The following is a 25,580-nucleotide window of genomic DNA, read 5'->3' as shown; positions in this document are numbered from 1 at the left end:
AAAGGGAAGCACTAAGCTTCCCTTTACTGTTATTCACCGCATTAAAATAGCCTGGTAATTAATTAAAGTTAATTTTCGATACGTTTAATATTTGCACCGAGCGCAATTAACTTATTTTCTATGGCTTCATAACCCCGGTCAATGTGGTAAATCTCATCAACAATAGTTTCACCCTCGGCGATTAAACCTGCAATCACTAAACTTGCCGATGCGCGTAAATCTGTCGCCATGACTTCTGCACCACACAAGGGTTCAGGCTCACCACAAATGGCAAGATTACCTTCTAATATAATATTTGCGCCCATTCGTTGTAATTCAGGCACATGCATAAAACGATTCTCGAAAATATTTTCTTTGATTCGTCCTGTGCCGGGAGCAACCGTATTTAACACCGTAAATTGTGCCTGCATATCCGTTGGGAATGCAGGATGCGGCGCCGTTGAGATATTGACTGATTTTAATTGACGACCAATCATATCAACCTCAATCCAATCACTGCCCGTTGTTACCAAGGCACCCGCTTCTTCCAATTTAGACAATACAGCCGTTAATAAATGCGGTTCTGTATTAAGACACTTAACTTTACCCGCGCTTACCACACCAGCAACGAGAAAAGTACCAGTCTCAATGCGATCCGGCTGCACTTGATAGGTACAATCACCTAAAGATTCAACACCTTCAATCGTTAAAGTATCCGTTCCTGCACCTGAAATCTTGCCGCCCATACCATTAATAAAGTTAGCCAGATCAACAAGTTCAGGTTCTTTGGCTGCATTTTCGATGGTCGTAACACCTTCAGCAAGTGCAGCGGCCATCATTAAATTACCCGTGCCGGTAACACTGACCATATCCATATACAGGTGAGCACCCTTTAAACGCCCATTAACACGCGCTTTAATAAAGCCATTCTGCACTTTAATGATTGCCCCCATCTGCTCTAAACCATGGATATGAAGATTAACCGGGCGAGCGCCAATAGCACAGCCCCCGGGTAATGAGATATCGGCTTCACCAAAACGGGCAACTAAAGGACCTAGCGCCAAAATAGACGCGCGCATACTGCGTACTAACTCATAAGAGGCGGTATAATTTTTCACAGATGAAGCATTAATATGCACTTCATGTCCATCTTGTGATGCTTCTGCACCTAATTCTTTTAAAAGCTCAAGTGTTGTCGAGATATCTTTTAACAGTGGGACATTAGTTAAATTCACATTACCTTTTGATAATAAGCTCGCAAATAAAATTGGTAATGCAGCATTTTTGGCACCGGAGATTGTCACCTCCCCTTTTAATTGGCAACCACCTTGAATTAAAAACTGACCCATTAAATTATCCTTATCTCTTTTAAATAAAATGCTTTTGTTTTTGCCACTCATCGGGAGTTAGGGCTTTAATGCTGAGAGCATGAATAGCGTTACTTGCTATCTCTTCAGTTAGCGGCTCATAAATGGCCTGTTGTTTTTTCACTCTGCTCATATCTGCAAATGCGGCACTGACTGCGATCACTTGAAAAGTGCCATTTTCACCTTTGACTATGCATTCATCAAGCGCTAGCGCTTGTTCTAATTTTTCTTTGATTGTTTCAGTATTCATTATATAACTCGCTACTTGAAGAGAAAACTCACCCCATATAAACCCGCTAAGATTAATATTTTATCAGACACGCCTTCAAAGCAGACATTTGGACTAATTGTTTTAATTTGTACCAAATATGCGATACCGGCTGAGTCTATGTTTGTAAGGTGCTGTAAATCGATTTTTTTTGTGTTTTGATAGGTGTTAATATTCGAAAATTTTTTCGTGGACAACTCACTCAACAGCAGGTCGCCTTCCAGTACTATTGTCTCGTCATTGCTGCCTGTAGTCACGCGGAAAACTCGCTATTTTTCTTTTCCAGCAACTTGATAACATGATCAATACCTTCTCTCTGAATGAGTTCACTTATCTCTGACTGTTTGGTATTTAACATGCTGATCCCCTCTGCGATGACATCAAACACTTTCCATTCCCCGGATTTTTTATTTTCCCGTAGTTTAAAACTTAATTGGACTATTTGACCATCTTTATCCCGAACCCTAACAGGAATAGTTACTATGCTCCCATTTTTAAAGTTCGTATTAGCGGATATTTGTATCTCTTGTTGATCATATTTGAATAAAATATTGCCATAGGAGTTAATCAAATAGAGGCGGAATGCTTCAACAAATTCATTACGCTGCTCAATAGTGGTGTTTCTTAAATGTGCACCCAATACCTTGTAAGCAGCATACTTATAATCAAAATAAGGAATTAATTCCTCTTCAATAACCACTTGTATATAGTCGGGATCCGCTTTTAAACGCGCTTCCTCAGCAGTAATTCTAGCAAATGTATTAGTTGATACAGATTGAATAACCTTATTCGGGTTACTCATATCTATCTGATCACTAAATGCAATACTCGAAAAAAGCAGTGTCATTACAATTAATAAATGACGCATTAATCCCCCTTATTCATTGAATAGATAAATTGACCAATCAGGTCTTCAAGAACGATAGCAGATTTAGTATCCTCAAAACGATCCCCTTCTTCTAACATACTAACACCCTCGATAATAAAACCGGGTTGCAGACCGACATATTGCTCACCTAATAAACCTGAGGTTAAAATCGAAACTGAAGAGGTTTCTGGATAATACCCTTTATTTTCAAACATAGCCAAACGCACAACCGGCATATAACTCTCTTTATTTAAAGTGATCTCTTCAACTCTGCCCACAACAACACCACCGAGTTTCACTGGTGATCTTACTTTTAAACCACCAACATTTGAAAAATTGGCATACAGAGTATAACTGCGGCCTTCCCCCTTAAAGGAAAGACCTGCAACATTAAAAGCTAATATTGCCATTGAGAGCATTGCACCAATGACAAAAATGCCAACCCATAATTCTGTTTTTTTCTGAGACATATTTATTTCCACTTTAATATGACGAATTACATTTCGAACATAAACACCGTTAATATAAAATCCATTGATTGTTAATACTAATAATAATAATGATAAAACTACTTGTTATATGACGAATTAGCTTCCGAACATAAACACCGTTAATATAAAATCCATTGATTGTTAATACTAATAATAATGATAGAACCACTTGTTATATAACCAATTAGCTCCCGAACATAAACACCGTTAATATAAAATCCATTGCTAACACTATTAATGGTGATGAAACAACCACTTGTTATATAACGAATTAGCTCCCGAACATAAACACCGTTAATATAAAATACATTGCTAACACTATTAATGGTGATGAAACAACCACTTGTTATATAACCAATTAGCTCCCGAACATAAACACCGTTAATATAAAATCCATTGCTAACACTATTAATGGTGATGAAACAACCACTTGTTATATAACCAATTAGCTCCCGAACATAAACACCGTTAATATAAAATCCATTGCTAACACTAATAATGATGAAACTACCACTGTTTGTGTCGTTGAACGACTAATACCGATAGCGTTTGGCATCACGTGATAACCATTATAAAGTGCTACCCAGGTAATCATCACACCAAAAACAATACTTTTAATCACGCCGTTCATCACATCCGGCAGGTAATCAACACTGCCCTGCATAACAGACCAGTACGCACCACCATCAACCCCCATCCAACTGACTCCGATTAAATATCCACCCCAAATAGCAACCACATTAAAGATCAATGTCAGCAACGGGAGCGTTATAATACCGGCAAGAAGACGCGGTGCTATCACACGTTTAAGCGGAGAGACTGCCATCATTTCCATACTGGCAATTTGCTCGGTACTTTGCATTAAACCAATTTCAGCCGTCAGCGCTGAACCTGCTCGTCCGGCAAAAAGTAAGGCCGTTACAACGGGCCCTAACTCTCTTAATAACGATAAAGCCACCATGCTGCCTAAACTCTCTTCTGCAGCATAATCAACCAGCACATTATAACCTTGTAAGCTTAATACCATGCCGATAAACAAACCAGCCGTTAATATAATAGGTAAAGATAAAATACCAAGTTGAAATATCTGTCCGATAAATAAAGGAAACAATTTAGGGTGCGGCATGCCGAATATTGTATGAAACAACATCAAACACGACTTTCCCGTCGTTTTTATAAAATATAAAGATAAACGCCCGACGGCGCCAGCAAAATCTAACATTATCGACTTACCTTTTGTAAATCAGTTTGAAAATCTTCGCTTTTGAAATGGAAAGGGACAGGCCCTTCACTTCGGCCAAGCAAAAACTGTTGTAATAATTCATTTTCAGTTTGCGCGAGTATTGATTCGACAGAGCCTTGCGCAATAATTTTCTCATCCGCTAAGACATAAACATTATCTGCAATAGACAAAACCTCTTTGACATCATGGGTCACAATAATAGAGGTCAACCCTAAGGTTTCATTGAGCTGTTTAATTAATTTAAGCAACACATTCATTGAGATAGGATCTTGCCCGCTAAAGGGTTCATCATACATAATCAGCTCAGGATCAAGTGCGATCGCGCGAGCTAATGCGACACGGCGTGCCATACCACCGGATAATTGTTGCGGCGTTAAATCGCGCGCGCCCCTTAAACCAACCGCTTCTAATTTCATTAAAACTAATATTTCGAGCAACGATTGATCGAGTTGATGGTGCTCGCGTAAAGGAAATGCGACATTTTCAAAAACGGAAAGCTCGTTAAATAATGCGCCACTTTGAAATAACATCCCCATTTTTTTACGCGCTTGATAAAGTTCAGCCGTTGAACAGTTATGAAGCGCTTTTTGGTTGAAAAATATTTCGCCGCTATCGACGGCCAGTTGCCCGCCGATAAGCTTTAATAATGTTGTTTTTCCTATACCACTGGGGCCTAATATCGCAGTAATTTTACCGCGCTCAAACTCAAAACATAAATTATCAAATAATAATCTATCACTTCGAGAGAAGCATAAGTTTTTTATTTCAAGGTGAAGCGGGGTTTTCATAAATGGTTACGCTCTTTATATAAACACGAATGGACAGTGTAAAGTGATGAAATTTTTTATACAAATATTTATTGAAAATAGAAAGTTGGGAATTTATTTATCGGCAGATTTTTGTATTAACCAGTGACATCTATTTTTTTAACTTAACACCTTGATATAGAGTAACTTATTTGCTTACTGACTGCCCGAACTAAAATAACTTATTTACTCATTGACTGCGCAATCTAAAACTAATGCGATATAATACTCTGGCCTCGCGAATATTAAATACGCTTTAAAGGTTACTTGGCATTGGCGCATATTTTTCTAACGCTTTATTTTTCGAAAAATGCGGATAACGATACACTTTAATGCGCAAAGCGCTTAAATATTGTAAAGTCGGTTAAGCGCTGGTTTGGATATTATTAATCTGTGTAATAGCGGTCAATATAATCTAGGCAGTAAGACTAATAATCATAGCTCGCGTTAACGCATCCATTTTGTTATTTTGTTACTAACTTGTCAGTCATCACTAACCTATTAGTAATACATAATTATTAATCAACTGAGAATTTTAATGATCACAACACCTTATGGTAAAATTAGTGTCGAAAATTACCACCGCGCCGCAAAAATAAAATTACTTATTTGCGATGTTGATGGTGTCTTTTCCGATGGTAGAATTTATTTAGGCAATCACGGTGAAGAATTAAAAGCTTTTCATACTAAAGACGGATTCGGGATCAAAGCGATTCTCAATATGGGCATTAATGTTGCGATCATCACCGGGCGTCAATCGGTCATTGTTGAAACGCGAATGCAGGCTTTGGGTGTCCCTTTTATATTTCAGGGCAAAGAAGATAAATTAAGCGTTTACCAATCTTTATTAACTAAGCTTAGTTTAACACCTGAAGAGGTCGCTTATATTGGTGATGACGTGGTTGATCTGCCCGTTATCGAAGATTGTGGTTTAGGCATCGCGGTACAGGATGCACATCCTCTTGTCTTAAAAGGGGCAAACCTTGTCACTCAAATAAAAGGTGGCTATGGCGCCGTGCGCGAAGTCTGTGATCTCTTTTTGCAGTGCAATAATCAACTTTATATTACCCAGGGCAAAAGTGAATAAATGAATAAGCGCCAGAGTCTCCCATTTGCTTTATTATTAGCCACTTTCTTGATTTGGTTGTTTTTCAAACAGGAAGCTGTTTTACCTTCGCTGCCAGTCCATCATCCTAGTTATATTGCGACGGATATTAAGAGTACGCATTTTAATAAAACAGGTTTTTTGGATCATAAAATATTTGCAGATAAAGCCACCAACTTTAATGAAGATGAGTTGACTAACTTTGAAAATCCCAAAGTGATTGTTTATACCCATAACGAGCAAACAGATACGACCACTGTTTGGCAAATGACCAGTGCTGAGGGTGCTCTCTATCGACAAAATAAATTAGTGCTATCAAAAAATGTATTAGTCAAAAATCTCAGTTTAGATCAGCTTGTACAAACAATAAAAACGGAACAACTCACTCTTTTACTGGATAAACAAGAGTTCAGCAGTGACTTGCTAGTCACCTGGGAAGGCCCTCAGATTCATCAGCAGGGTGTTGGCATATGGGCTTCTCTGGTAACCGAAGAAGTCATCATAAAAGATCAAATAAAAGCGGTATACTTCAATGAAAATAAATAAATCAAGTTTAGTTATCAGTACATTACTTATCTCTTTTGCAAGTATGGCGCTGGAATCTGACTTCGAACAGCCCATTCACGTCAGCTCGGTGAGCCAGCACGTGACGATGAAAAATGACCGGGTTGTATTTCAAGATGACGTCTTACTCACTCAAGGTAGCATTAAATTAACCGCTGACAAACTGACCGTTATTCGAGGAAAGGAATCTAATCAAGAGATCATGATTGCAGAAGGTAAAGTAGCCACTTTTTACCAGACCCAAGAAGATGGAAAACCCATAAATGCAGAGGCAAAGACGATTCGTTACGATGTGGCTAAGGCACAAGTAACGCTGACCGGTAATGCCCAGGTTAAACAACTTAAGAGCCAAATAAATGGGTCAAAAATCATTTATTTGATGAAAAAAGAAGAACTAACAGTGAGCAACGACGGCAAAGAAACACGTGTAACAACGGTTTTTTTACCCGCTCAGTTTGACAAAAAAAACACTGAAAATACCCCAGAAAAAGAAGAATAAAAATGGCAGATTTAATCGCGCAAGGTTTAGTAAAAAGCTATAAAGGCCGGACCGTTGTAAATGGTGTCGATTTAACCGTAAAAACAGGCGAAATTGTCGGTTTACTTGGCCCAAATGGAGCAGGTAAAACGACCTCTTTTTACATGGTAGTCGGACTCGTAAAGCAGGATGAAGGAAGTATATTTATTGACGGAGAAGATATTTCCCATCATCCGATGCATATCAGAGCTCAAAAGGGGATAGGTTACCTTCCTCAGGAAGCGTCCATCTTTCGCCGCTTAACTGTCTCCGAAAATATTATGGGTATTTTGCAAACACGTAAAGAGTTAAGCAATGCCCAACGTGAAGAAAAGCTCAATACATTACTCGATGAATTTCATATCACTCATATTCGTAATAACAAAGGGATGAGCCTTTCCGGGGGAGAGCGACGCCGAGTTGAAATTGCGCGCGCACTGGCAACCGAACCTAAATTTATTCTCTTAGATGAGCCTTTCGCCGGCGTAGATCCTATTTCAGTGATTGATATCAAAACTATTATCCAACACCTAAGGAATCGTGGTTTGGGTGTATTAATAACCGATCACAATGTACGAGAAACATTAGATGTCTGTCAGCACTCCTATATCGTTAGTCACGGTGAGATTATTGCAGTGGGTAATCAAGATGAAATATTAGCCAATGCTCAGGTAAAACAGGTCTATCTGGGTGAAGAATTTAAATTATAAAAGGCTTATACCCATGATACTTCAATTTTCGTTGCACCAATCGGAAAGGGAATATCCATTACCTCATGTTGCGTCTTGCTCTGGTCGAAGAGCTTGCGCCTGACAAAGCATCTTGAGATAACATGGGTATATACAGGACATATAAAAAAATTTAAACAAAATTCCGCACTAATGACAGCTCAATAACTTAATAATAACCGGCCAGGTTCAGGAGAATGTTTTGATAAAACAAGGTTTGCATTTAAAGATGGGGCAGCAGCTTGCAATGACCCCGCAATTGCAGCACGCAATCAAATTGCTACAACTCTCTACACTGGATTTACAGCAGGAAATTCAGAATATTCTCGACTCAAACCCTTTATTAGAACAAGAAGATAACAACGGTACGCAGGAAGTCATCAAAAAACCGGATAGCAGTCAGGTTGACACTTCTGAAGCAATAACCCAGCAGGAGCTCTCTAATGATTTACCCGCTGAAAATAATTGGGAAGAATCTTATTCTGAATATTCAAGCAGTTCCACAACTTCTCCTTCATCCTCTTCAAGTTATGAAGGCGAGGACAATATTTACCAGGGAGAATCTTCAACCTCTTTACAGGATCATTTGATTTGGCAAATGCAACTGACCCCGTTTTCTGACACTGATCTGATGATCGCCGAAGCCCTCATTGACTCGATAGATGAATCCGGTTATTTAACCGCGAGTTGTGAATCAATTTTGGAAAGTTTAACAACTGAAGCTGATGATCTTGAATTAGATGAAGTACTGGTTGTTCTTAAGCGCATTCAACATTTTGATCCAATAGGTGTTGCTGCTCGTTCAACGCAGGAGTGTTTGCAAATCCAGCTGCGACATCTGCCGGAACAAACACCATGGCGCAGTGAAGCGTTAACCATACTTGCTAATCACATGGATTTACTGGGTAACCGGGATTACCGTACTCTGGCAAGAAAAAGTAAATTAAAAGAGTCTGAATTAGCCGAAATATTGCATTTAATGCAAACGCTCGAACCTCGGCCAGGAAACCAAATAGAGAATAGCCAACCCCAATATATTGTACCCGATGTTTATGTCAAAAAAATTGCCGGTCAATGGCGCGTATCGCTCCACCCGGATTCCGATGCTAAGCTTTCCATAAACCAAACCTATGCAGATTTATGTAAAGGTAATATTAGTAAATCTGATTCTCAGTTTATTAAAGGTCATTTACAGGAAGCAAGATGGTTTATTAAAAGTCTGGAAAGCCGTAACGAAACCTTATTAAAAGTCTCTCATTGTATTGTGCGCCAACAACAAGCATTCTTCGAATACGGGGAAGAAGCAATGGAACCAATGGTGCTTAATGATGTGGCGTTAGAGGTAGATATGCATGAATCGACCATTTCGCGGGTCACAACACAAAAATTTATGCATACCTCAAGAGGTATTTTTGAGTTGAAATTTTTCTTTTCTAGCCATGTTGCGACAGAAAGTGGAGGAGAACGCTCCTCAACGGCAATTAAGGCATTAATCAAAAAATTAATTTCTGCCGAGGTGAGCAGCAAGCCTTTAAGTGATAATAAAATAGCACTGTTACTTGAACAGCAGGGTATTAAAGTGGCGCGCCGTACGATCACAAAATATCGGGAATTATTGGGAATTTCATCATCAAGCCAACGAAAAATGCTACTCTGATTTTATAAAGGTTAAGAAAACCATATTTGTTGATGATCATTCATAGCGCAAGTGCTAACATCGCGCAAATTTTTGTAATAGCCAAATTAAATATGAACATTTCAAGCTTATTAAATAAAGAATCAGTTTTTGCCCAAACTGCCTGCACCAGCAAAAAATGCGCATTAGAAAAAATCAGCCATATTGCGGGTGAAAAATTAAATATAGATCCACAAATATTATTTAATCGTTTAATTGCGCGTGAAAAAATCGGCTCTACGGGTGTTGGAACGGGGATTGCGATTCCACACGTAAAAATAGATAGCACTTTACCCGCTACTGCTGTTTTTATACAATGTGAATCAGCAATAGATTATGATTCATATGACGGTAATAAAGTTGATATACTCTTCGCCATTTTTGTACCGGAAGATCGTTGTAAACAGTATTTGTCTGCGCTTTCTGAAATCAGTCAAAAACTATTAGATAAACAATTTTTACGTCAACTAAGAAATGCGAAAAACAACGAAATGTTATGTCTGTTGCTAGAAATTAAATAATTGCAGGGGGTACAATGAAATTAATTGTCATTAGCGGCCGCTCGGGTTCAGGAAAGACCATTGCACTTCATGTGCTGGAAGATTTAGGCTATAACTGCATTGATGGTGTGCCATTCCAGCTGCTTGAGCAATTAATCGATACCGTAGACCCTAAAAATAATAAAGTTGCGATTAGTTTAGATATTCGTAATTTACCTACCGATGCCAGCCAAATCCAAACGCTGCTGTCGTCGTTACAACAAAAAGTTGAAGTAGAGATTGTCTACCTTGATGCTATTAGCTCTGAATTAATTCGCCGCTACAGTGAAACAAGACGTTTACACCCTTTATCTAAAAACAAACTGTCCTTATCTCAAGCACTCGAATTAGAAAATGAACTGTTGGAGCCTATTCACAAAAGGGCTGCACTGTCGATCGACACAACCACCCTTTCTATCCATAATTTAAATGAACGTCTTAAAATTCATTTACAGGGATCGACTAAAAGTAACTTATTAATCATCTTCCAATCCTTTGGTTTTAAAAATATCCACCCCGATGATGCCGATTATATTTTTGATGTGCGTTTTTTACCCAACCCCCATTGGGAGCCAGCTTTACAAAAATACACGGGTAAAGATCAACCTGTAAAAGCGTTTCTCAATGATCACCTTGTGGTAAAACAAACCATTAACCAAATTGAAAACCTTTTCCATTCATGGTTGCCGTACCTTGAAGAAAACAACCGTAATTATGTGACCATAGCCATTGGCTGTACGGGTGGAAAACACCGCTCTGTCTATGTAGCAGAACAGCTTGCTGCTCAGTTTAAACAAAAATATCAGGTTCAAATTGAGCATAAGGGATTAAAGAAGCTCCTATAATGAGCACCATCATACAAAAAATTAGGCTTGCATACACAAGCTACAAACAAAAATATCAGGTTCAAATTGAGCATAAGGGATTAAAGCATCACCTGTAATCAGAGAAACTATTATTATCCAAAAAAATTAGGCTTGCATACACAAGCTACAAACAAAAATATCAGGTTCAAATTGAGCATAAGGGATTAAAGAAGCTCCTATAATGAGCACCATCATACAAAAAATTAGGCTTGCATACACAAGCTACAAACAAAAATATCAGGTTCAAATTGAGCATAAGGGATTAAAGCATCACCTGTAATCAGAGAAACTATTATTATCCAAAAAAATTAGGCTTGCATACACAAGCTACAAACAAAAATATCAGGTTCAAATTGAGCATAAGGGATTAAAGAAGCTCCTATAATGAGCACCATCATACAAAAAATTAGGCTTGCATACACAAGCTACAAACAAAAATATCAGGTTCAAATTGAGCATAAGGGATTAAAGAAGCTCCTATAATGAGCACCATCATACAAAAAATTAGGCTTGCATACACGAGCGACAAACAAAATTATCAGGTTCAAATTGAGCATAAGGGATTAAAGGATTAAGGGATTAAAGGATCAGCTGTAATCCCACAACCTATTATTATCCAACATAAATTAGGCTGCATACACTAGCTACAAACAAAATTATCAGGTTCAAATTGAGCATAAGGGATTAAAGGATCACCTATAATGAGCACCATCACACAAACTATTACCATCCAAAACAAATTAGGATTGCATACACGAGCCACGATCAAACTTGTTGAGTTAGTTCAGTCTTTTGATGCTACTATCATAATCAAACATCAAGGCAAACAAGCAGATGCCAGTAGTGTCCTTGGTTTATTAGTATTAGAAACTTGTTACGGTCAAGAAATTGAAATCCTAGCAGAAGGCAGTGAAGCGCAGCAGGCTATGCTTGCGGTTACCAGGCTGATAGAAAATAAGTTTCTAGAAGAAGATGAATAATATAAGGTCATGTCATGCCGGAAAATACCGATGCTCAAAATGCCCAAGAAAGATTGCAGGAAATAGATAAAGCCCTCGAAAGCGGTATGTTCGTATTAGCTCGTAGTATTCTTGACAAAATGCACGCCTGTGATGTCGCTTTACTGCTTGAATCATTTCCCCCTACCAAGCGTAAAATATTATGGAGTTTGACGGATCATGATGAGCAGGGTGACATACTCGACGAATTAAATGAAGATGCACAGGACAGCATAATAGCATTAATGGATGCAACCAATATAGTATCCGCCACGGAAGGCATGGAAATTGATGACCTCGCGTCTATTTTACGTGGTATTCCGGATAGCCTATACCAAGAGGTATTGGATACTATGGATGCACAGGATAGACACCGTGTAGAGCAAGCGCTTTCCTATCCGGAAGATACCGCAGGCTCGATGATGAATACCGATACTATAACACTGCGCGCCGATGTCTCGGTCGATGTGGTGTTACGCTATTTACGCCTGAAAGGTGAATTGCCGGACGCAACGGACACGCTCTATGTGGTTAATAAAGAAGACCAATTGATTGGCGACGTTCCCCTATCAACCTTATTAACCGTTGATCCTTCTCTTTCTATAGAGCAGGTCATGAACAGCAAAACAGAGATGCTGGAAGTAGAAATGGATGACGGTGAAATTGCCAAGTTATTTGAACGCCATGATTTGATTTCGGCGCCCGTTGTGGATGCAAATAGACATCTTTTAGGGCGTATTACCATTGATGATGTGGTTGATATTATCCGCGAAGAGGCAGAGCACACCATGATGGGCATGGCAGGTATGGATGATGATGAAGATACCTATGCACCCGTTCTATCAAGCGCTAAACGACGCACGGTTTGGCTGGCGCTGAATCTTGTTGCAGCCTTTATTGCCGCCTCAGTATCAAATATGTTTGAAGCCACCCTAGAGCAGATGGCAACCCTTGCTGTTTTAATGACAATAGTCCCCAGTATGGGCGGGATTGCAGGGAATCAAACACTCGCCTTGGTTATTCGTGGCCTGGCAGTGGGCCATATCGGCAGTACAAATGCCCGTTGGTTAATTGGCAAAGAAGCCGCAATCGGTTTGATTAATGGCATGATTTGGGCGACCTTAGTCGCGACGGCGGTAACACTGTGGAAGGGGGATATCACCGTGGGTTACATTATTGCTGGGGCGATGTTTATAAATTTATCCGTAGCAGGCATTGCAGGTGTGACCATCCCGCTGGTTATGCATAAATATAAAATTGATCCCGCTCTCGCTGGCGGAATGGCCCTAACAACCCTGACCGATGTGATTGGCCTGTTTTCGTTCTTAGGTATGGCAACTTTAGTCTTAAAAGTATAACTTTGCTGACGGAGTAAAAATGCTGACGATGATTTGATTTAAGACTTCATCAAATCAAATCATCGAAATCTTAAAAGCCGACATTTATTTACTGTGTAAAAATTCTGACCATGATTCGATGAAGTTTATAAAATCATCGAATCCACAGGATGCTTCAATCTCCAGATCATAAAATGATAAGTCTCCTTCTAAATCAACTTCATCAAAATCATTTAACAAACTGTGATTGATAACCTGAGCTTCATCATCATTGACTAATAACGAAAACTCACTGCCGACTAATTTAAAATCAGTCAGCACACGCTTTTGCACAGCTGAAATATTAACTAACAGCGCATCTACCCAAGCAATAGACTGTCCTTCCTGCTCTAACCAAGTCCCAAAAGCCTCATGATCCATAGATAACTTTACCGTTGCTTGATCACTAAAATAATCTTTTCTAAATTCAAATTCCATGCTCTATTTCAAACCTATAGGTTATACCAAATCCAGTAATTTTCTGTTTGTTTATGCAGCTTAAAACACCTGCTGGCGAGAAATAAAACGATATTTCAGTCTCTGTTATTCCCCACTGCGTGGCCAGCTAAAGCTGTTCAAAATCGTTCCATAGGATTTTGTATAATTAGAAAAAATATCAACCCGTTGGGATATAACAATATTTAAGTCAACTGCAGTGTAAACTCAAGCACTTAAAATGCATTGTTATTAGATAAAAATGACAAAAAAAAAGCTCCAACGTTACCGTGGGAGCTTTAATGCAATCAACTAATATTAATCGTTAACCGCAACTTTAGGTTGAACAAAATCGCTTAATACATCCGTTGGTACAAGCTCATAGGCAGCTTGCGGTTTTAAAATAACATTGGCTTTATTAGCCACCATTAACATCTGCTTTAAACGCTGACTGTCGAATGGTTTAAGCAATAACCCCTGAATGTCTAACAAACTGTTTAACCCTAACAATTCGCGTTGAACATCAAAGTGAGAGGTTAAAATGCTGATATCAGCAGCAGCAGAGGTTTTTCCTGTACGAACATCTTTAATTAACTTAATGCCCGTATTATTGATAAGTAATGAATCTACAATAATCAAATCAAAATCCTGCAGCGCAACAGAACGCTCGGCATCGATACTTGTTGCAACACATTCTACATAAGACACTTGCAGATTGTTTAATTGCTCAATTAACAGAGTTCGCTCAGAAGTTTCGGTTTCAACAACCAATACTTTCATATTTTTAACCGAATTAGCATCCCCTTCAGATCTCGCCATAGGAGCAACCTGATTTTCAGAAAGGCCAATACCATCCATACGCGCAATATAACCACGCTTAGGAATAGTCGAAATATTTAAACCGTGCAGGACTAATGTACCAATACTTTTACGCAGTTGAGAGATATGCTGGTTAATTGTATGATCCGTGACTAATCTTCCCCATACATGTTGGGCAAGATCTTCTCGAGTAACCACTTTATTAACATTTTTACATAAAAAATGTAAAAGGGAAGTACGTAAGGGACCGAGGTAAACTTTTCGGTTTGTGTGAATTAAACTATTTTGACTTGTGTCGATAAGAAACTCACCAACCACTAAATTTTTTTCTAACATAGGAATACTCATTCTCTTTATTGAATTTGGGTTTCACACCAACCTTTCTTCATCCGATCAGTAAAGCCTATGCGCAACGCTATGAAAGTTTTAACAAGGAAAATGCTAAACTTTGAGCCAACCATTTTAGCAAATTAAAATAAAAAAACAACTCTTATTTGTATTACTAAAGACATTAAAAAATATTCCGGGTATTTATACACACTGTGATTATTTTATATTAATAAAATAGTTACAGGCATAAAAAAGCCCCTCAACGAAAAACAGAAGAGAGGCTTTAATTTCTTAAGTTATAAAAAAATCATACTTGTTAGCTGGCGGCTTTCACCGGGATAACGCTATTTGCTTTATCCATATAACTTTTTATTTGATCAAAGTTCAAGTAACGGTAAGTATCCGCGGCGGTCGCATTCAAGGTTTTAGCATACTTCATATATTGCTCAACCGTTGGCAGTTTCCCTTCAATAGCGGCAACTGCAGCGAGCTCTGCTGAACTCAGGTAAACATTAGCATTATTACCTAAACGGTTAGGGAAGTTACGTGTTGAAGTTGAAACCACAGTGGTATTATCACCCACTCGCGCCTGATTACCCATACAAAGAGAACAACCCGGCATTTCAGTTCGTGCTCCTACTTTACCGAAGATACCGTAATAACCTTCATCGGAAAGTTGCGCTGCATCCATTTTAGTTGGTGGGGCAATCCATAACTTAGTCGGTAATTGACCAGGGAATTGTTGGAGCAAATTCCCTGCTGCACGGAAATGACCTATGTTTGTCATACAAGATCCGATAAAGACTTCATCAATTGATTGTCCAGCAACCTCGGACAATAATTTCACATCATCGGGATCATTTGGACAGGCTAGAAGAGGTTCTTTAACATCGTTCAGATCAATCTCAATAATAGCGGCATATTCAGCATCAGGATCTGCTTCCATTAATTCAGGCTTTGCAATCCAAGCTTCCATCTCTTCAATACGACGAGAAATAGTACGCACATCACCATAACCTTCGGCTATCATCCACTTAAGCATCACAATGTTAGAGTTTAAGTATTCAATAATAGGTTCTTTATCAAGCTTGATTGAACAACCCGCAGCACTTCGCTCTGCTGAGGCATCTGATAATTCAAATGCTTGCTCAACTTTAAGTTTTGGTAACCCTTCAATTTCTAAAGTACGGCCGGAGAACACATTTACCTTGCCCGCTTTTTCAACCGTTAAGTGACCCTCTTTTAGCGCCTGGTGAGGAATTGCATTCACCAAATCACGCAGGGTAATCCCCGGTTGCATTTCGCCTTTAAAACGCACCAACACAGATTCTGGCATATCTAACGGCATAACACCCGTCGCGGCAGCAAATGCCACTAAGCCTGACCCTGCAGGGAAGGAGATACCAATCGGGAAACGTGTATGAGAATCACCGCCTGTTCCTACCGTATCCGGTAATAACATACGGTTTAACCACGAGTGGATAATACCGTCACCAGGGCGCAGGGAGACACCACCACGATTTCGAATGAAATCAGGCAGAGTGTGGTGGGTGATAACATCAATGGGTTTAGGGTATGCACCGGTATGGCAGAATGATTGCATTACCAAATCAGCCGAGAAACCTAAACAGGCGAGATCTTTCAGTTCATCACGAGTCATTGGTCCGGTTGTATCCTGCGATCCAACACTGGTCATTTTAGGCTCACAGTATTGACCTGCACGTACGCCTTCAGTACCACATGCTTTACCGACCATTTTTTGTGCCAGTGTATAACCTTTTTTGGAAGGTTTAACTTCAACGGGTAATTGGAAGACAGTCGATGTTTCAAGCCCTAAAGATTTACGCGCACGGTCCGTTAAACCACGACCGATAATAAGTGGAATTCGTCCACCTGCACGTACTTCATCAAGAATAATATTAGTTTTTAATTGAAATTCAGTAATAACTTCACCGGTAGCGTTGTTTTTAACCACGCCTTGATGAGGATATATATCAATCACATCACCGCTATTAAATTTACTGACGTCCATCTCAATAGGCAATGCGCCTGAATCTTCCATAGTATTAAAGAAAATCGGTGCTATTTTATTGCCGATACAGACACCACCAGCACGTTTATTGGGTACAAATGGAACGTCGTTGCCCATAAACCATAAAACTGAGTTAGTTGCGGACTTACGCGAAGAGCCGGTACCAACAACGTCACCAACATAAACTAACGGGTGACCTTTCTCTTTCAGAGCATTGATCTGTTTGATCGGTCCAACAACACCTTCCTCGTCAGCAACAATGCCTTCTCGTGAGAGTTTAAACATCGCTAAAGCGTGTAATGGGATATCGGGACGAGACCAGGCATCGGGGGCTGGAGACAAATCATCGGTATTTGTTTCACCGGATACTTTAAAGACGCTCATGGTCATTTTGTCTGCAACAGCAGGTTTTTTTAAAAACCATTGTGCATCGGCCCAGGCCTGTATTATTTCCTGTGCAAAAACGTTACCGGCTTTCGCTTTTTCTTCAACGTCATAGAAAGCGTCGAACATCAATAAGGTATGAGAAAGAGCGGTGGCGGCAAGTGGCGCAAGCTTTTCATTATCAAGTTGGCTAATCAACGGTTGAATATTGTAACCGCCCTGCATCGTACCTAACAGCTTGACCGCATGCTCACAAGAAATGATTGGAGAAGTGGTTTCAGAAGATGCAATAGCAGATAAAAAGCCGGCTTTAACATAGGCAGCTTCATCAACACCAGGAGGAATACGGTTCTCTAAAAGGTCAACCAAAAAGGCTTCTTCGCCCTGTGGTGGATTTTTTAACAATTCAACTAATGCCACAGTTTGTTCAGCATTCAAAGGTTGTGGGACAATGCCTTGTTCGGCACGTTCAGCGATATGTTTACGATAAGCTTCTAGCACAATAATAACCTCTTGTTGCAGCGAAATAATTCGCGTTATTGGAATCGTTTGATATAAGTTTGATATAAAAATTTCCCAAAAAGTATACCCCATCAGCGGGACAAATAATATAAAACCCGCGAGCGAGTATAGAGTAAGTTATAAAAATGTTAACGCAACCCTTGATGTGAAAATTTATTTCACACCAAACAGGCTGATACCTGTGCGCAATTCCCAGCACAGGGGAATAAGTACGGCTCCTGTCTCAAGTATTTTCATAAATGCAGATATAATTGATTTTAATCTGCATAAACAAACAAAAAATGAGGGAGTTTGGCCTGAGGCTTATTTATCTTTCGGCATTTTTTTACAGCAATTTGTTGATTTATTATACAAGGCGAAGCTTATTTTCTGTCGTTATTAACCCTATTATTTTCTGTCATTATTAACCCTAAAGTAGCTATTAACCCTAAATAAGCGCGAAGACAGTAAAAAATCTGCCCTATCAGTTTCGGCTAAAGAGCGAGGTTAAAAGCGTTTTACGCTTTGTTGCTAGGTATTTACTTAGAATGACTAAACGGCACAACTCGCACCGTTTTTATCGCGAACAGAAATTAATCACCAATGATAAACAGGCCCTGAAATAAACGCATTAAATAACGATTACCCAATACCATCATAAGTTGAAAATATTGAGTGACAGCATATGGCATCAGCAATTATCAAGTGAGTATTAACGCGACCGCCCTACGCTTGCCTTTGTAAAGCCTTAATCCTTTTTTCAAGAGGGGGATGACTCATCAGCAGCTCAGAGAACGCTTGTTTACCACTGATACCGAAGGCAACTAACTGACCATCAAGCTGACTTTCGACTTTATCTCCTTGTAAACGCTTTAAGGCATTGATCATTTTTTCTCTACCCGCTAAATTCGCGCCACCTGCATCGGCACGGAATTCACGGTAACGGGAAAACCACATCACGACTATGCTGGCCAATATACCGAAGATTATCTGAAATGCTATGACCGTCATAAAGTAGACAAACTGGTTGTCACTGCCTCGACTTACCGCCCGTGCGACTATTCGCGCAAAGAAAAATACAAAAGTATTCATTACCCCCTGAAGCAGGGTCATAGTAACCATATCACCGTTAGCAATATGACTCATTTCATGTCCGAGCACAGCTTCGGCTTCATCTGCCGTCATATTGTTCAATAAACCGCTGCTCACCGCCACCAGGGCATTGTTTTTATTCATACCGGTCGCAAAGGCGTTAATTTCAGGAGAGTCATAGATGGCCACTTCCGGCATGCCGACACCTGCTTTTGTAGCCTGTATTGCAACTGTCTTTAATAACCAATGTTCCTGCGCATTATGCGGCTGCTCTATGACATAAGCGCCCACGCTTCGTTTTGCAACCCACTTGGATATCGCCAGAGAAATAAAAGAGCCCCCCATACCAAATACAGCAGAAATAATTAACAGCCCTGCCGTATCTTGCAGATGAACCCCCAACAAAGGTAATACAATATTAAGAATAATGCCGAGAATAATAAGTATTGCAAAGTTAGTCGCAATAAACAGCAAAATGCGTTTCATAAACTCTCCCAATCATAGATCAAAGGTTCAGCAACAGATACAATCAAAGTTTAGGTCGCATCACTGTTTAGAGCAATCTGCAATGCCATCAAAAACCGTTTAAGTATATTAATAGTGACCCGCTCAATCATCATTAATCTGCTCGGGTACTCAACTTAATAAGGCGGGAGCACCTTGAACAGAGGGACTCCTTTTCTGACGCAGAAAGTACTTTTTTCGTCGACCAAAAAAATCTTATTGATCCTCAGTTCAGATATGTATTGAACAGTCGTTCAGAATATAGTTAAATAAAAGCTAAAAAAATGAGGAGATAAAATGCCAGTGATACTTGCTTTTGATGTCTATGGAACATTAATTAATACACACGGAATAGTGGCTATTTTAGAAAAATGGTTAGGTAATGATGCACAGGCTTTTTCTCAGACTTGGCGGGATAAACAACTGGAATACTCTTTTCGCAGGGGCTTAATGCAGAATTACCAAAGCTTTGCGGTTTGCACCCGTAATGCGTTGGACTATACCTGCAATTTCTATCGAATTTCTCTTTCAAAAGAGCAAAAGCAGGCGTTGATGGACGGTTATAAAACCCTGCCAGCCTTTGATGATACAGCAAACGCATTAGCACAACTAAAGGATGCCGGGTTTAAACTTTATGCCTTTTCTAATGGTACTAAAGAAGCTATTGAAATGCTGCTTGCCGGTGCAGGAATAAGGCCGTTTTTCGATGGGATAGTCAGTTGCGATGATCTCAAGTCATTTAAACCTAATCCAGCTGTCTACTGCCATTTTTTGAGAGAATCAGGTGCCACCCACAACCAAGCATGGCTAATATCAAGTAATCCCTTTGATGTGATTGGTGCAATATCAACAGGAATGCTGTCTGTATGGGTACAGCGTTCCCATAATGCTATTTTTGACCCTTGGGATGTTGAGCCAACGGCGGTTATTAAAAGCCTTAAGGAACTTAAAAGCTTGCTACCCAAGCCGAATTAAAACACAGAGCCCGGCTTTTGATACCTGTGCCGGGATCTGCCCCTGACTTTATTTTTTTATCTATTATTTTATTCACCTTTATTGCCAAATAGGCGGGTTTTTAGCCCATCGCATTTCTTTGTAATAACCTTGAATTCGCGTCCCGGTGATGGCAACCGACCTTAGGGTTAGATGGTTGATCAATGTATTTTATCCGGTTAGCATAGAGCCATCTGAACGATTTTTTACAATAGTAAACACCACTACTTTATGAGGAGATACTATGGGAAGCGAATACACTCCAGCAAAGGTTTGGACCCCTAACAGTGAAAGCGCTGGTACTTGGGCAAAGATAAACCGTCCAATATCAGGGGCAACACATGATAAAGCGCTTCCTGTCGGCATTCACCCTTTGCAGCTTTATTCTATGGGAACACCCAATGGTCAGAAAGTCACTATTATGCTTGAGGAGCTTCTGGCTTTAGGGATTTCAGAGGCAGAATATGATGCTCATCTTATTGACATTAGTGAAGGACAACAATTCTCTTCCGGTTTTGTCGCGATCAATCCAAATTCTAAAATCCCTGCCTTATTGGATCGTTCTGCCGATAAACCCGTTCCCTTATTCGAGTCTGGTTCAATCCTATTGTATCTGGCTGAAAAGTTTGAGTGTTTTTTGCCGGAAAAACCTGAACAACGCACTAATGTATTCAACTGGTTATTTTGGTTACAAGGCGCGGCACCTTATTTAGGCGGTGGATTTGGTCATTTTTATGCTTATGCACCGGAGAAATTAGAGTATCCAATTGACCGTTTCACCATGGAAGTTAAACGTCAGCTTGATTTGCTGGACAAACAATTAGCCGGCCAGCATTTTATCGCAGGAGATCAATACAGCATTGCGGATATCGCCATCTGGCCATGGTACGGAAACCTGGTGTTAGGTGAGCTCTATGACGCTGCCGAATTTTTGGATGTTAATAGTTACAAAAATGTTCAGCGTTGGGCAAGCGAAATAGCGCAGCGCCCCGCCGTACAGCGCGGAAGAGTAGTGAACCGTACCTGGGGAGAACCTTGGGAACAGGTTCGCGAACGCCACAATGGCTTCGACATAGACGAAGCGCTCAATCAAAAAAGCTAGAAAGTCAGCAGAGCGTTGTATGAAACACTCTGCTAAATTTTCGCCCGATTTTGATTCTTACGGTCAGATAATAGTGCATATTTCAGCTGCTAACGCATGGATCAGAAAATTATCCGCGAACCACACTGCTGTCAAAAATATCATCAATAAGGGCTTCAATAGCCAGAGCATCATCGTGAGCACCCGCGTAGGTGCGCACCCCCATTATCTGAATTTGCAGATATTGAGCCAGATGTTTTGGATCTTTAGATGCGCTTATTTCCCCCTGTTCAATCGCTTCTTTGAAGATTGCCGCAAATTCACTTTCTATCAGGCTCAGTAATCGTTTGCTTTCCGACAACAGTTCGGCATTTTCAACGGTCAGTTCAGCAACGGATTTAACCAGCATGCACATACCGCTAGGGGCTGATTCAGCAGTGTCTATTAGGATACTTTTAACAAAGGTTCGCAGCGCTTCAAGGGGTGATGAAGATGCTTTTTTACAGGCCGAAAGACGAAAAAAACTGACTTTCGCGTAGTGTTGCAACGCTTCTTTAAATAAGTTTTCTTTGTTTCCAAAGGCGGCATAGATACTGCCTGGCCGCATATCAACCACATCTTGCAGGTTGCGCATGGATGTTCCGTGAAAACCCTTTTCCCAATACAGCTTGGTGGCTTTTTCTACAACATCAGCGCGATCAAATTTGGCTGATTTACTCATAACGTAGTACTCCTCTAAAACAAAGCCATGAACGGACGTTCAATAATAACCTGAGCGGTTTTGTAATTCCACATTAATTGTTTAAGGTACTAACAATAAACAAATGACGACTTTGTCGGTAGCGGCATAAATAAACGTGCAGGATCACAGCGAATGTCGGAATCTCAAATTTTTATATTTAATCCTTATTAATTAGCCATTATCTAAAGTGAACAATAAGATTATGAGCAAAGACAATTGCTGGAAATCGTACAGGGCACATCACAGAAAGTGATCAGTAACTATGTTAACCACTTCGCTGAAACGCCCGTTGACAGCGCATTTGAGAAATTCCCCTGGACTAAATAAGTCCTAGCCAATCCACTTCGAAATGCAAAATTAGCTAGAATCTGGGGAGTGTCGCTATTTTGTCGGGCAGCAAACAAAATCGCTTATAATATCGACAAAGCCCTTTTAGCATCGCTGACCTGCCTACTCGCCAAACGGGGTGGCAGCAAAACTATTGATTAAATAACAGGCCAGTAAGCTAGCAACAATCACAACGGACGATATAAACCAATTATCACAGCGAAATAATCAGCACTAACTGCCCAGACCCATGCTGCAAAAAAGCGGCATACTTAAGGCTGCTTATCAAAGACTTTCATATCGTTAGGAATTTTATACCAATCTTGTTTTTCAATAACCCAGATATGAGCAGTAGGATTTATGATCCTGGTATCGGATAAGGTACTCGGTTTGAGTTTTATTTTTTCGGGTTCACTGGGGTTAAAATGATAGAGCCTGTTTCCGCAAGAAGGGCAGAATTTCGCGCTGCTGATATTACCGCTGTCGGCTACCCTGCTCCACTCACTCATATTACCTTTGAATTTTATGCTATCTGCATGAACCATTGCGGTAATACTAAATGCGCTTGTCGATAATTTTTGGCATGCTATACAGTGACAAGCCACAATCATGGTGGGCGGCTCTAAAAGCTCGTAGGTGACATTGCCACATTGGCACGATCCCTTAATCGGATATTTAATCTCTTTCATTATTATCTCCCAACAACTAAGAACAGCTAACGGGGCTGTAGAATTTATACTTTTCAGCCTGCTTATTTAAAACAAAAACCACCCTAATTTAGATTGCTTTTCTATTCAATTAATTCTTCTTACATTCAGCTAATACTGGGACAGAGAAATCATTAAACTCGGTCATTGATTAAATTTAATGGCAGAAATGATACATGGGGAAGATAAGATAAAAGGTTAGAAGCTCGCACGGTTGATATTTATTATCAACCGTTATGGCAGAAAATCGTTAAAACAGGCAGATTATGCTGGCTGATAATCTGCACTTGTTAATTGAAAAGTTTTTATTCCGCCAGTGTTTTAGACGGACCAAAGACTTCATAGAAGATATTTTGATCCGCGACTTGTAACATTTTTAACTGTTTATAAACGGCTTTCATCATGACAAGCGGGCCGCAAATATAAAATTCGGCACTGCTCAGGGGTAAATCTGATTTTAACAAATCCAGATTAATAAGCCCTCGATAATGGTTGTCCGCCAATTTGGTGGGTGCCTGCTCATAAAAAACATGCGCTGTTACCTGCTTTTTATCCGTCATATTATCAAGTTTTTCTTTATAAGCATGATGTTCGCTGTCCAGCGCACCATGCACAAAATGAACCTCACGGGAGCTTTCTGATACTAAGGTTTCAAGCATCGCCTGCATCGGGGTAATACCCACGCCGCCACTTATCAGTACCACCGGATTACTGCTTTCCTGTAAATAAAACTCGCCAAAGGGATTACTCAGATTAAGCGTATCGTCAACATTGACCCCGTCATGCAGGTAGTTTGAAATCAGTCCGTCACCCTGCGGGCTATGCTCTTTTTTTACCGAGATGCGGTAGCTGTTTTTATTATAGGCACTTGATAGGCTGTATTGACGAATTTGATGGTTTTCAGCCCCCGGCGGCTGCATATGAATGGCGATATACTGCCCGGGAACAAAGTTGGAAATGGCCAAGCCGTCATTCGGTCTTAAGTAAAACGAGGTGATCAAGGGCGTTTCAATCACTTTATTCACGACGGTAAATTCTCGCGTGCCAGCCCAGCCGCCCTGCTGCTCTGATTTTTGCTCGTAGAGTACCTGTTCTCTAGTAATGAAAACATCGGCTAAAATACCGTAACCTTTTGCCCAGGCATCGATCACTGACTGCGGAGGCTGTAGAATTTCGTCAATCGCCTGTAATAATGCGCTGCCCACTAACGGATAATGTTCACTTTTAATGCCCAAGCTGGCATGCTTTTGTGCAATACGCTCGACATCACCCAGGATAACCTCAAGATTATCGACGTATTTTGCAAACGCATAAACAGCGTTGGCTAACGCCGCTTTCTGATTACCACTCTTCTGATTGGTCATATTGAAAATATGACTTAATTCCGGATTAGACTGAAAGAGAATCTTATAAAACCGCCCGGTAATATCTTCTCCGTATTGTGCGAGTGCCGGTGCGCTGTCTTTAATTATATTAATTTCAGTTTGCGTTAACATGTCAACCCCTTAATGTGCATTTAAAATACTTCTTTTTACTTAAGAGGTATATTAAATGCATATTTAAAAAGATGCAAATAAAACCTTCAGTATTTTAAGAGTATTGACCTGAATCCGCGCTCAATGCACAGAGTTCAAGCTGCTTTTTTGTTGGATTTTTTACCGGGACAGTAAGGTCGGTGCCGCACAGCGACACCTTATTAGGCTCAGTGCTTGCGGGGATTTATTTCGCCTCGTCAACCATCTGTATGGTCTGTTCCTCAACCTCTTTGGCGACTTGAATTAAGGCTGCATCCTTCGAGAGTGCCGCCAGCATTTGCTCGGGCTTAATAAGACCAATCTTGGTTTTACCTTTCTCCGTAAAAACCGAGATACGACACGGTAAGGCCATATTCAGGCGCATATCGATGGACATAACTTTGGCAGCCTGCCCCGGATTACAGACCTCAAAAACCTGACACTGCTCAGCAAATGAACCCCCTTTACCACGCAGAGTCTCCCCTAAATCATGGACATACAACACTCCAAAGTTGTGCCGTTTAACGGCTGCATCAAGATCTACTGATGCTTGCTCGAATGATTTACTGGTGTTCAACTATGTAGTACATAACTCATCTCCCTTTTTATTGTTGAATATAATAAGGCTGTCGAATTTCCCATTCTAAGCCTGTTTATTTAAAATAAAAACCACGTTAATTTATATTTAGTCTATCCCGTTAAGTTTGGCATTACGGCAAATTCATTAAT

25 protein-coding genes are annotated in these 25,580 nt (G+C 40.1%); 11 read left to right on the top strand and 14 right to left on the bottom strand.

Annotated elements, in window-relative coordinates:
- Positions 1-68: 68 nt before the first annotated feature.
- The 6 genes from murA to CXF72_RS14535 form a co-directional block, all read right to left on the bottom strand.
- A complete protein-coding gene (gene murA / locus CXF72_RS14565) occupies positions 69-1,328 on the bottom strand; it encodes a UDP-N-acetylglucosamine 1-carboxyvinyltransferase (RefSeq protein WP_101039963.1) in 1,260 nt (419 codons plus the stop codon).
- Between the two features lie 19 nt (positions 1,329-1,347).
- A complete protein-coding gene (locus CXF72_RS14560) occupies positions 1,348-1,596 on the bottom strand; it encodes a BolA family protein (RefSeq protein WP_101039961.1) in 249 nt (82 codons plus the stop codon).
- 271 nt (positions 1,597-1,867) lie between these two features.
- Positions 1,868-2,482 carry an MlaC/ttg2D family ABC transporter substrate-binding protein gene (locus CXF72_RS14550; RefSeq protein ID WP_101039957.1) on the bottom strand — a complete coding sequence of 205 codons (615 nt, stop codon included), beginning with the start codon at positions 2,480-2,482 and terminating at the stop codon, positions 1,868-1,870.
- The gene (gene mlaD, locus CXF72_RS14545) at positions 2,482-2,952 is read right to left on the bottom strand and encodes an outer membrane lipid asymmetry maintenance protein MlaD (RefSeq protein WP_101039955.1); all 471 of its coding nucleotides are present in this window, start codon (positions 2,950-2,952) and stop codon (positions 2,482-2,484) included. Before mlaD ends, CXF72_RS14550 begins: the two co-directional genes overlap by 1 nt.
- 466 nt (positions 2,953-3,418) lie before the next feature.
- Positions 3,419-4,195, bottom strand: coding sequence for a lipid asymmetry maintenance ABC transporter permease subunit MlaE (gene mlaE / locus CXF72_RS14540; RefSeq protein ID WP_101039953.1), 777 nt, complete (start codon positions 4,193-4,195; stop codon positions 3,419-3,421).
- A complete protein-coding gene (locus CXF72_RS14535) occupies positions 4,195-5,004 on the bottom strand; it encodes an ATP-binding cassette domain-containing protein (RefSeq protein WP_101039951.1) in 810 nt (269 codons plus the stop codon). Before CXF72_RS14535 ends, mlaE begins: the two co-directional genes overlap by 1 nt.
- A 556-nt stretch (positions 5,005-5,560) precedes the next feature.
- Here CXF72_RS14535 and kdsC point away from each other — a divergent pair.
- The 9 genes from kdsC (at position 5,561) to mgtE (ending at position 13,372) form a co-directional block, all read left to right on the top strand.
- The gene (kdsC, locus tag CXF72_RS14530; protein ID WP_101039949.1) at positions 5,561-6,109 is read left to right on the top strand and encodes a 3-deoxy-manno-octulosonate-8-phosphatase KdsC; all 549 of its coding nucleotides are present in this window, start codon (positions 5,561-5,563) and stop codon (positions 6,107-6,109) included.
- Positions 6,110-6,673, top strand: coding sequence for an LPS export ABC transporter periplasmic protein LptC (gene lptC / locus CXF72_RS14525; RefSeq protein WP_101039947.1), 564 nt, complete (start codon positions 6,110-6,112; stop codon positions 6,671-6,673).
- Entirely contained in the window at positions 6,660-7,190 is a 531-nt protein-coding gene (gene lptA, locus CXF72_RS14520) for a lipopolysaccharide transport periplasmic protein LptA (RefSeq protein ID WP_101039945.1), read from the top strand. The genes lptC and lptA overlap by 14 nt, the downstream gene beginning before the upstream one ends.
- A gap of 2 nt (positions 7,191-7,192) precedes the next feature.
- The gene (gene lptB / locus CXF72_RS14515) at positions 7,193-7,918 is read left to right on the top strand and encodes an LPS export ABC transporter ATP-binding protein (protein WP_101039943.1); all 726 of its coding nucleotides are present in this window, start codon (positions 7,193-7,195) and stop codon (positions 7,916-7,918) included.
- A 223-nt stretch (positions 7,919-8,141) separates the two neighbouring features.
- Positions 8,142-9,593, top strand: a complete 1,452-nt coding sequence (locus CXF72_RS14510; protein ID WP_198552617.1) for an RNA polymerase factor sigma-54 — start codon at positions 8,142-8,144, stop codon at positions 9,591-9,593.
- Positions 9,594-9,685: 92 nt separating this feature from the next.
- Positions 9,686-10,132, top strand: coding sequence for a PTS sugar transporter subunit IIA (locus CXF72_RS14505; RefSeq protein ID WP_198552615.1), 447 nt, complete (start codon positions 9,686-9,688; stop codon positions 10,130-10,132).
- A 14-nt stretch (positions 10,133-10,146) separates the two neighbouring features.
- Positions 10,147-10,995: an RNase adapter RapZ gene (gene rapZ, locus CXF72_RS14500; protein ID WP_101039937.1), complete on the top strand. Its 849-nt coding sequence runs from the start codon at positions 10,147-10,149 to the stop codon at positions 10,993-10,995.
- 722 nt (positions 10,996-11,717) lie between these two features.
- On the top strand, positions 11,718-11,996 hold the full coding sequence (locus CXF72_RS14495; protein WP_101039935.1) for an HPr family phosphocarrier protein: 279 nt from the start codon (positions 11,718-11,720) through the stop codon (positions 11,994-11,996).
- Between the two features lie 14 nt (positions 11,997-12,010).
- Positions 12,011-13,372, top strand: coding sequence for a magnesium transporter (gene mgtE, locus CXF72_RS14490; RefSeq protein WP_101039933.1), 1,362 nt, complete (start codon positions 12,011-12,013; stop codon positions 13,370-13,372).
- Between the two features lie 84 nt (positions 13,373-13,456).
- Here the strand turns inward: mgtE and CXF72_RS14485 are convergent, their stop codons facing one another.
- The 4 genes from CXF72_RS14485 to htpX all read right to left on the bottom strand — a co-directional run bounded on the left by CXF72_RS14485 (position 13,457) and on the right by htpX (position 19,469).
- Positions 13,457-13,828 carry a YacL family protein gene (locus CXF72_RS14485; RefSeq protein WP_101039931.1) on the bottom strand — a complete coding sequence of 124 codons (372 nt, stop codon included), beginning with the start codon at positions 13,826-13,828 and terminating at the stop codon, positions 13,457-13,459.
- A gap of 315 nt (positions 13,829-14,143) precedes the next feature.
- The gene (locus CXF72_RS14480; RefSeq protein ID WP_198552614.1) at positions 14,144-14,980 is read right to left on the bottom strand and encodes a winged helix-turn-helix domain-containing protein; all 837 of its coding nucleotides are present in this window, start codon (positions 14,978-14,980) and stop codon (positions 14,144-14,146) included.
- Positions 14,981-15,290: 310 nt separating this feature from the next.
- Positions 15,291-17,891 carry a bifunctional aconitate hydratase 2/2-methylisocitrate dehydratase gene (gene acnB / locus CXF72_RS14475; RefSeq protein ID WP_101040008.1) on the bottom strand — a complete coding sequence of 867 codons (2,601 nt, stop codon included), beginning with the start codon at positions 17,889-17,891 and terminating at the stop codon, positions 15,291-15,293.
- 726 nt (positions 17,892-18,617) lie between these two features.
- On the bottom strand, positions 18,618-19,469 hold the full coding sequence (gene htpX, locus CXF72_RS14465; RefSeq protein WP_101039925.1) for a protease HtpX: 852 nt from the start codon (positions 19,467-19,469) through the stop codon (positions 18,618-18,620).
- A gap of 315 nt (positions 19,470-19,784) precedes the next feature.
- Between htpX and CXF72_RS14460 the strand changes: the two genes are divergently transcribed.
- Both CXF72_RS14460 and yghU read left to right on the top strand, forming a co-directional pair.
- Positions 19,785-20,462, top strand: a complete 678-nt coding sequence (locus tag CXF72_RS14460; RefSeq protein WP_101039924.1) for a haloacid dehalogenase type II — start codon at positions 19,785-19,787, stop codon at positions 20,460-20,462.
- Positions 20,463-20,724: 262 nt separating this feature from the next.
- Positions 20,725-21,582: a glutathione-dependent disulfide-bond oxidoreductase gene (gene yghU / locus CXF72_RS14455; RefSeq protein WP_101039922.1), complete on the top strand. Its 858-nt coding sequence runs from the start codon at positions 20,725-20,727 to the stop codon at positions 21,580-21,582.
- Between the two features lie 109 nt (positions 21,583-21,691).
- Here yghU and CXF72_RS14450 read toward each other — a convergent pair whose 3' ends face one another.
- The 4 genes from CXF72_RS14450 to CXF72_RS14430 form a co-directional block, all read right to left on the bottom strand.
- A complete protein-coding gene (locus tag CXF72_RS14450) occupies positions 21,692-22,282 on the bottom strand; it encodes a TetR/AcrR family transcriptional regulator (protein ID WP_101039920.1) in 591 nt (196 codons plus the stop codon).
- Between the two features lie 620 nt (positions 22,283-22,902).
- Positions 22,903-23,319 carry a GFA family protein gene (locus tag CXF72_RS14440; protein ID WP_101039919.1) on the bottom strand — a complete coding sequence of 139 codons (417 nt, stop codon included), beginning with the start codon at positions 23,317-23,319 and terminating at the stop codon, positions 22,903-22,905.
- Between the two features lie 323 nt (positions 23,320-23,642).
- On the bottom strand, positions 23,643-24,833 hold the full coding sequence (gene hmpA / locus CXF72_RS14435) for an NO-inducible flavohemoprotein (RefSeq protein WP_101039917.1): 1,191 nt from the start codon (positions 24,831-24,833) through the stop codon (positions 23,643-23,645).
- A 223-nt stretch (positions 24,834-25,056) separates the two neighbouring features.
- Positions 25,057-25,428 carry a DUF302 domain-containing protein gene (locus CXF72_RS14430; RefSeq protein WP_101039916.1) on the bottom strand — a complete coding sequence of 124 codons (372 nt, stop codon included), beginning with the start codon at positions 25,426-25,428 and terminating at the stop codon, positions 25,057-25,059.
- Positions 25,429-25,580 lie beyond the last annotated feature (152 nt).

The sequence above is a fragment of the Psychromonas sp. MB-3u-54 genome, assembly GCF_002836415.1.
Classification (GTDB): Bacteria; Pseudomonadota; Gammaproteobacteria; order Enterobacterales; family Psychromonadaceae; genus Psychromonas.
This window is presented reverse-complemented; position numbering and strand designations above follow the sequence as displayed.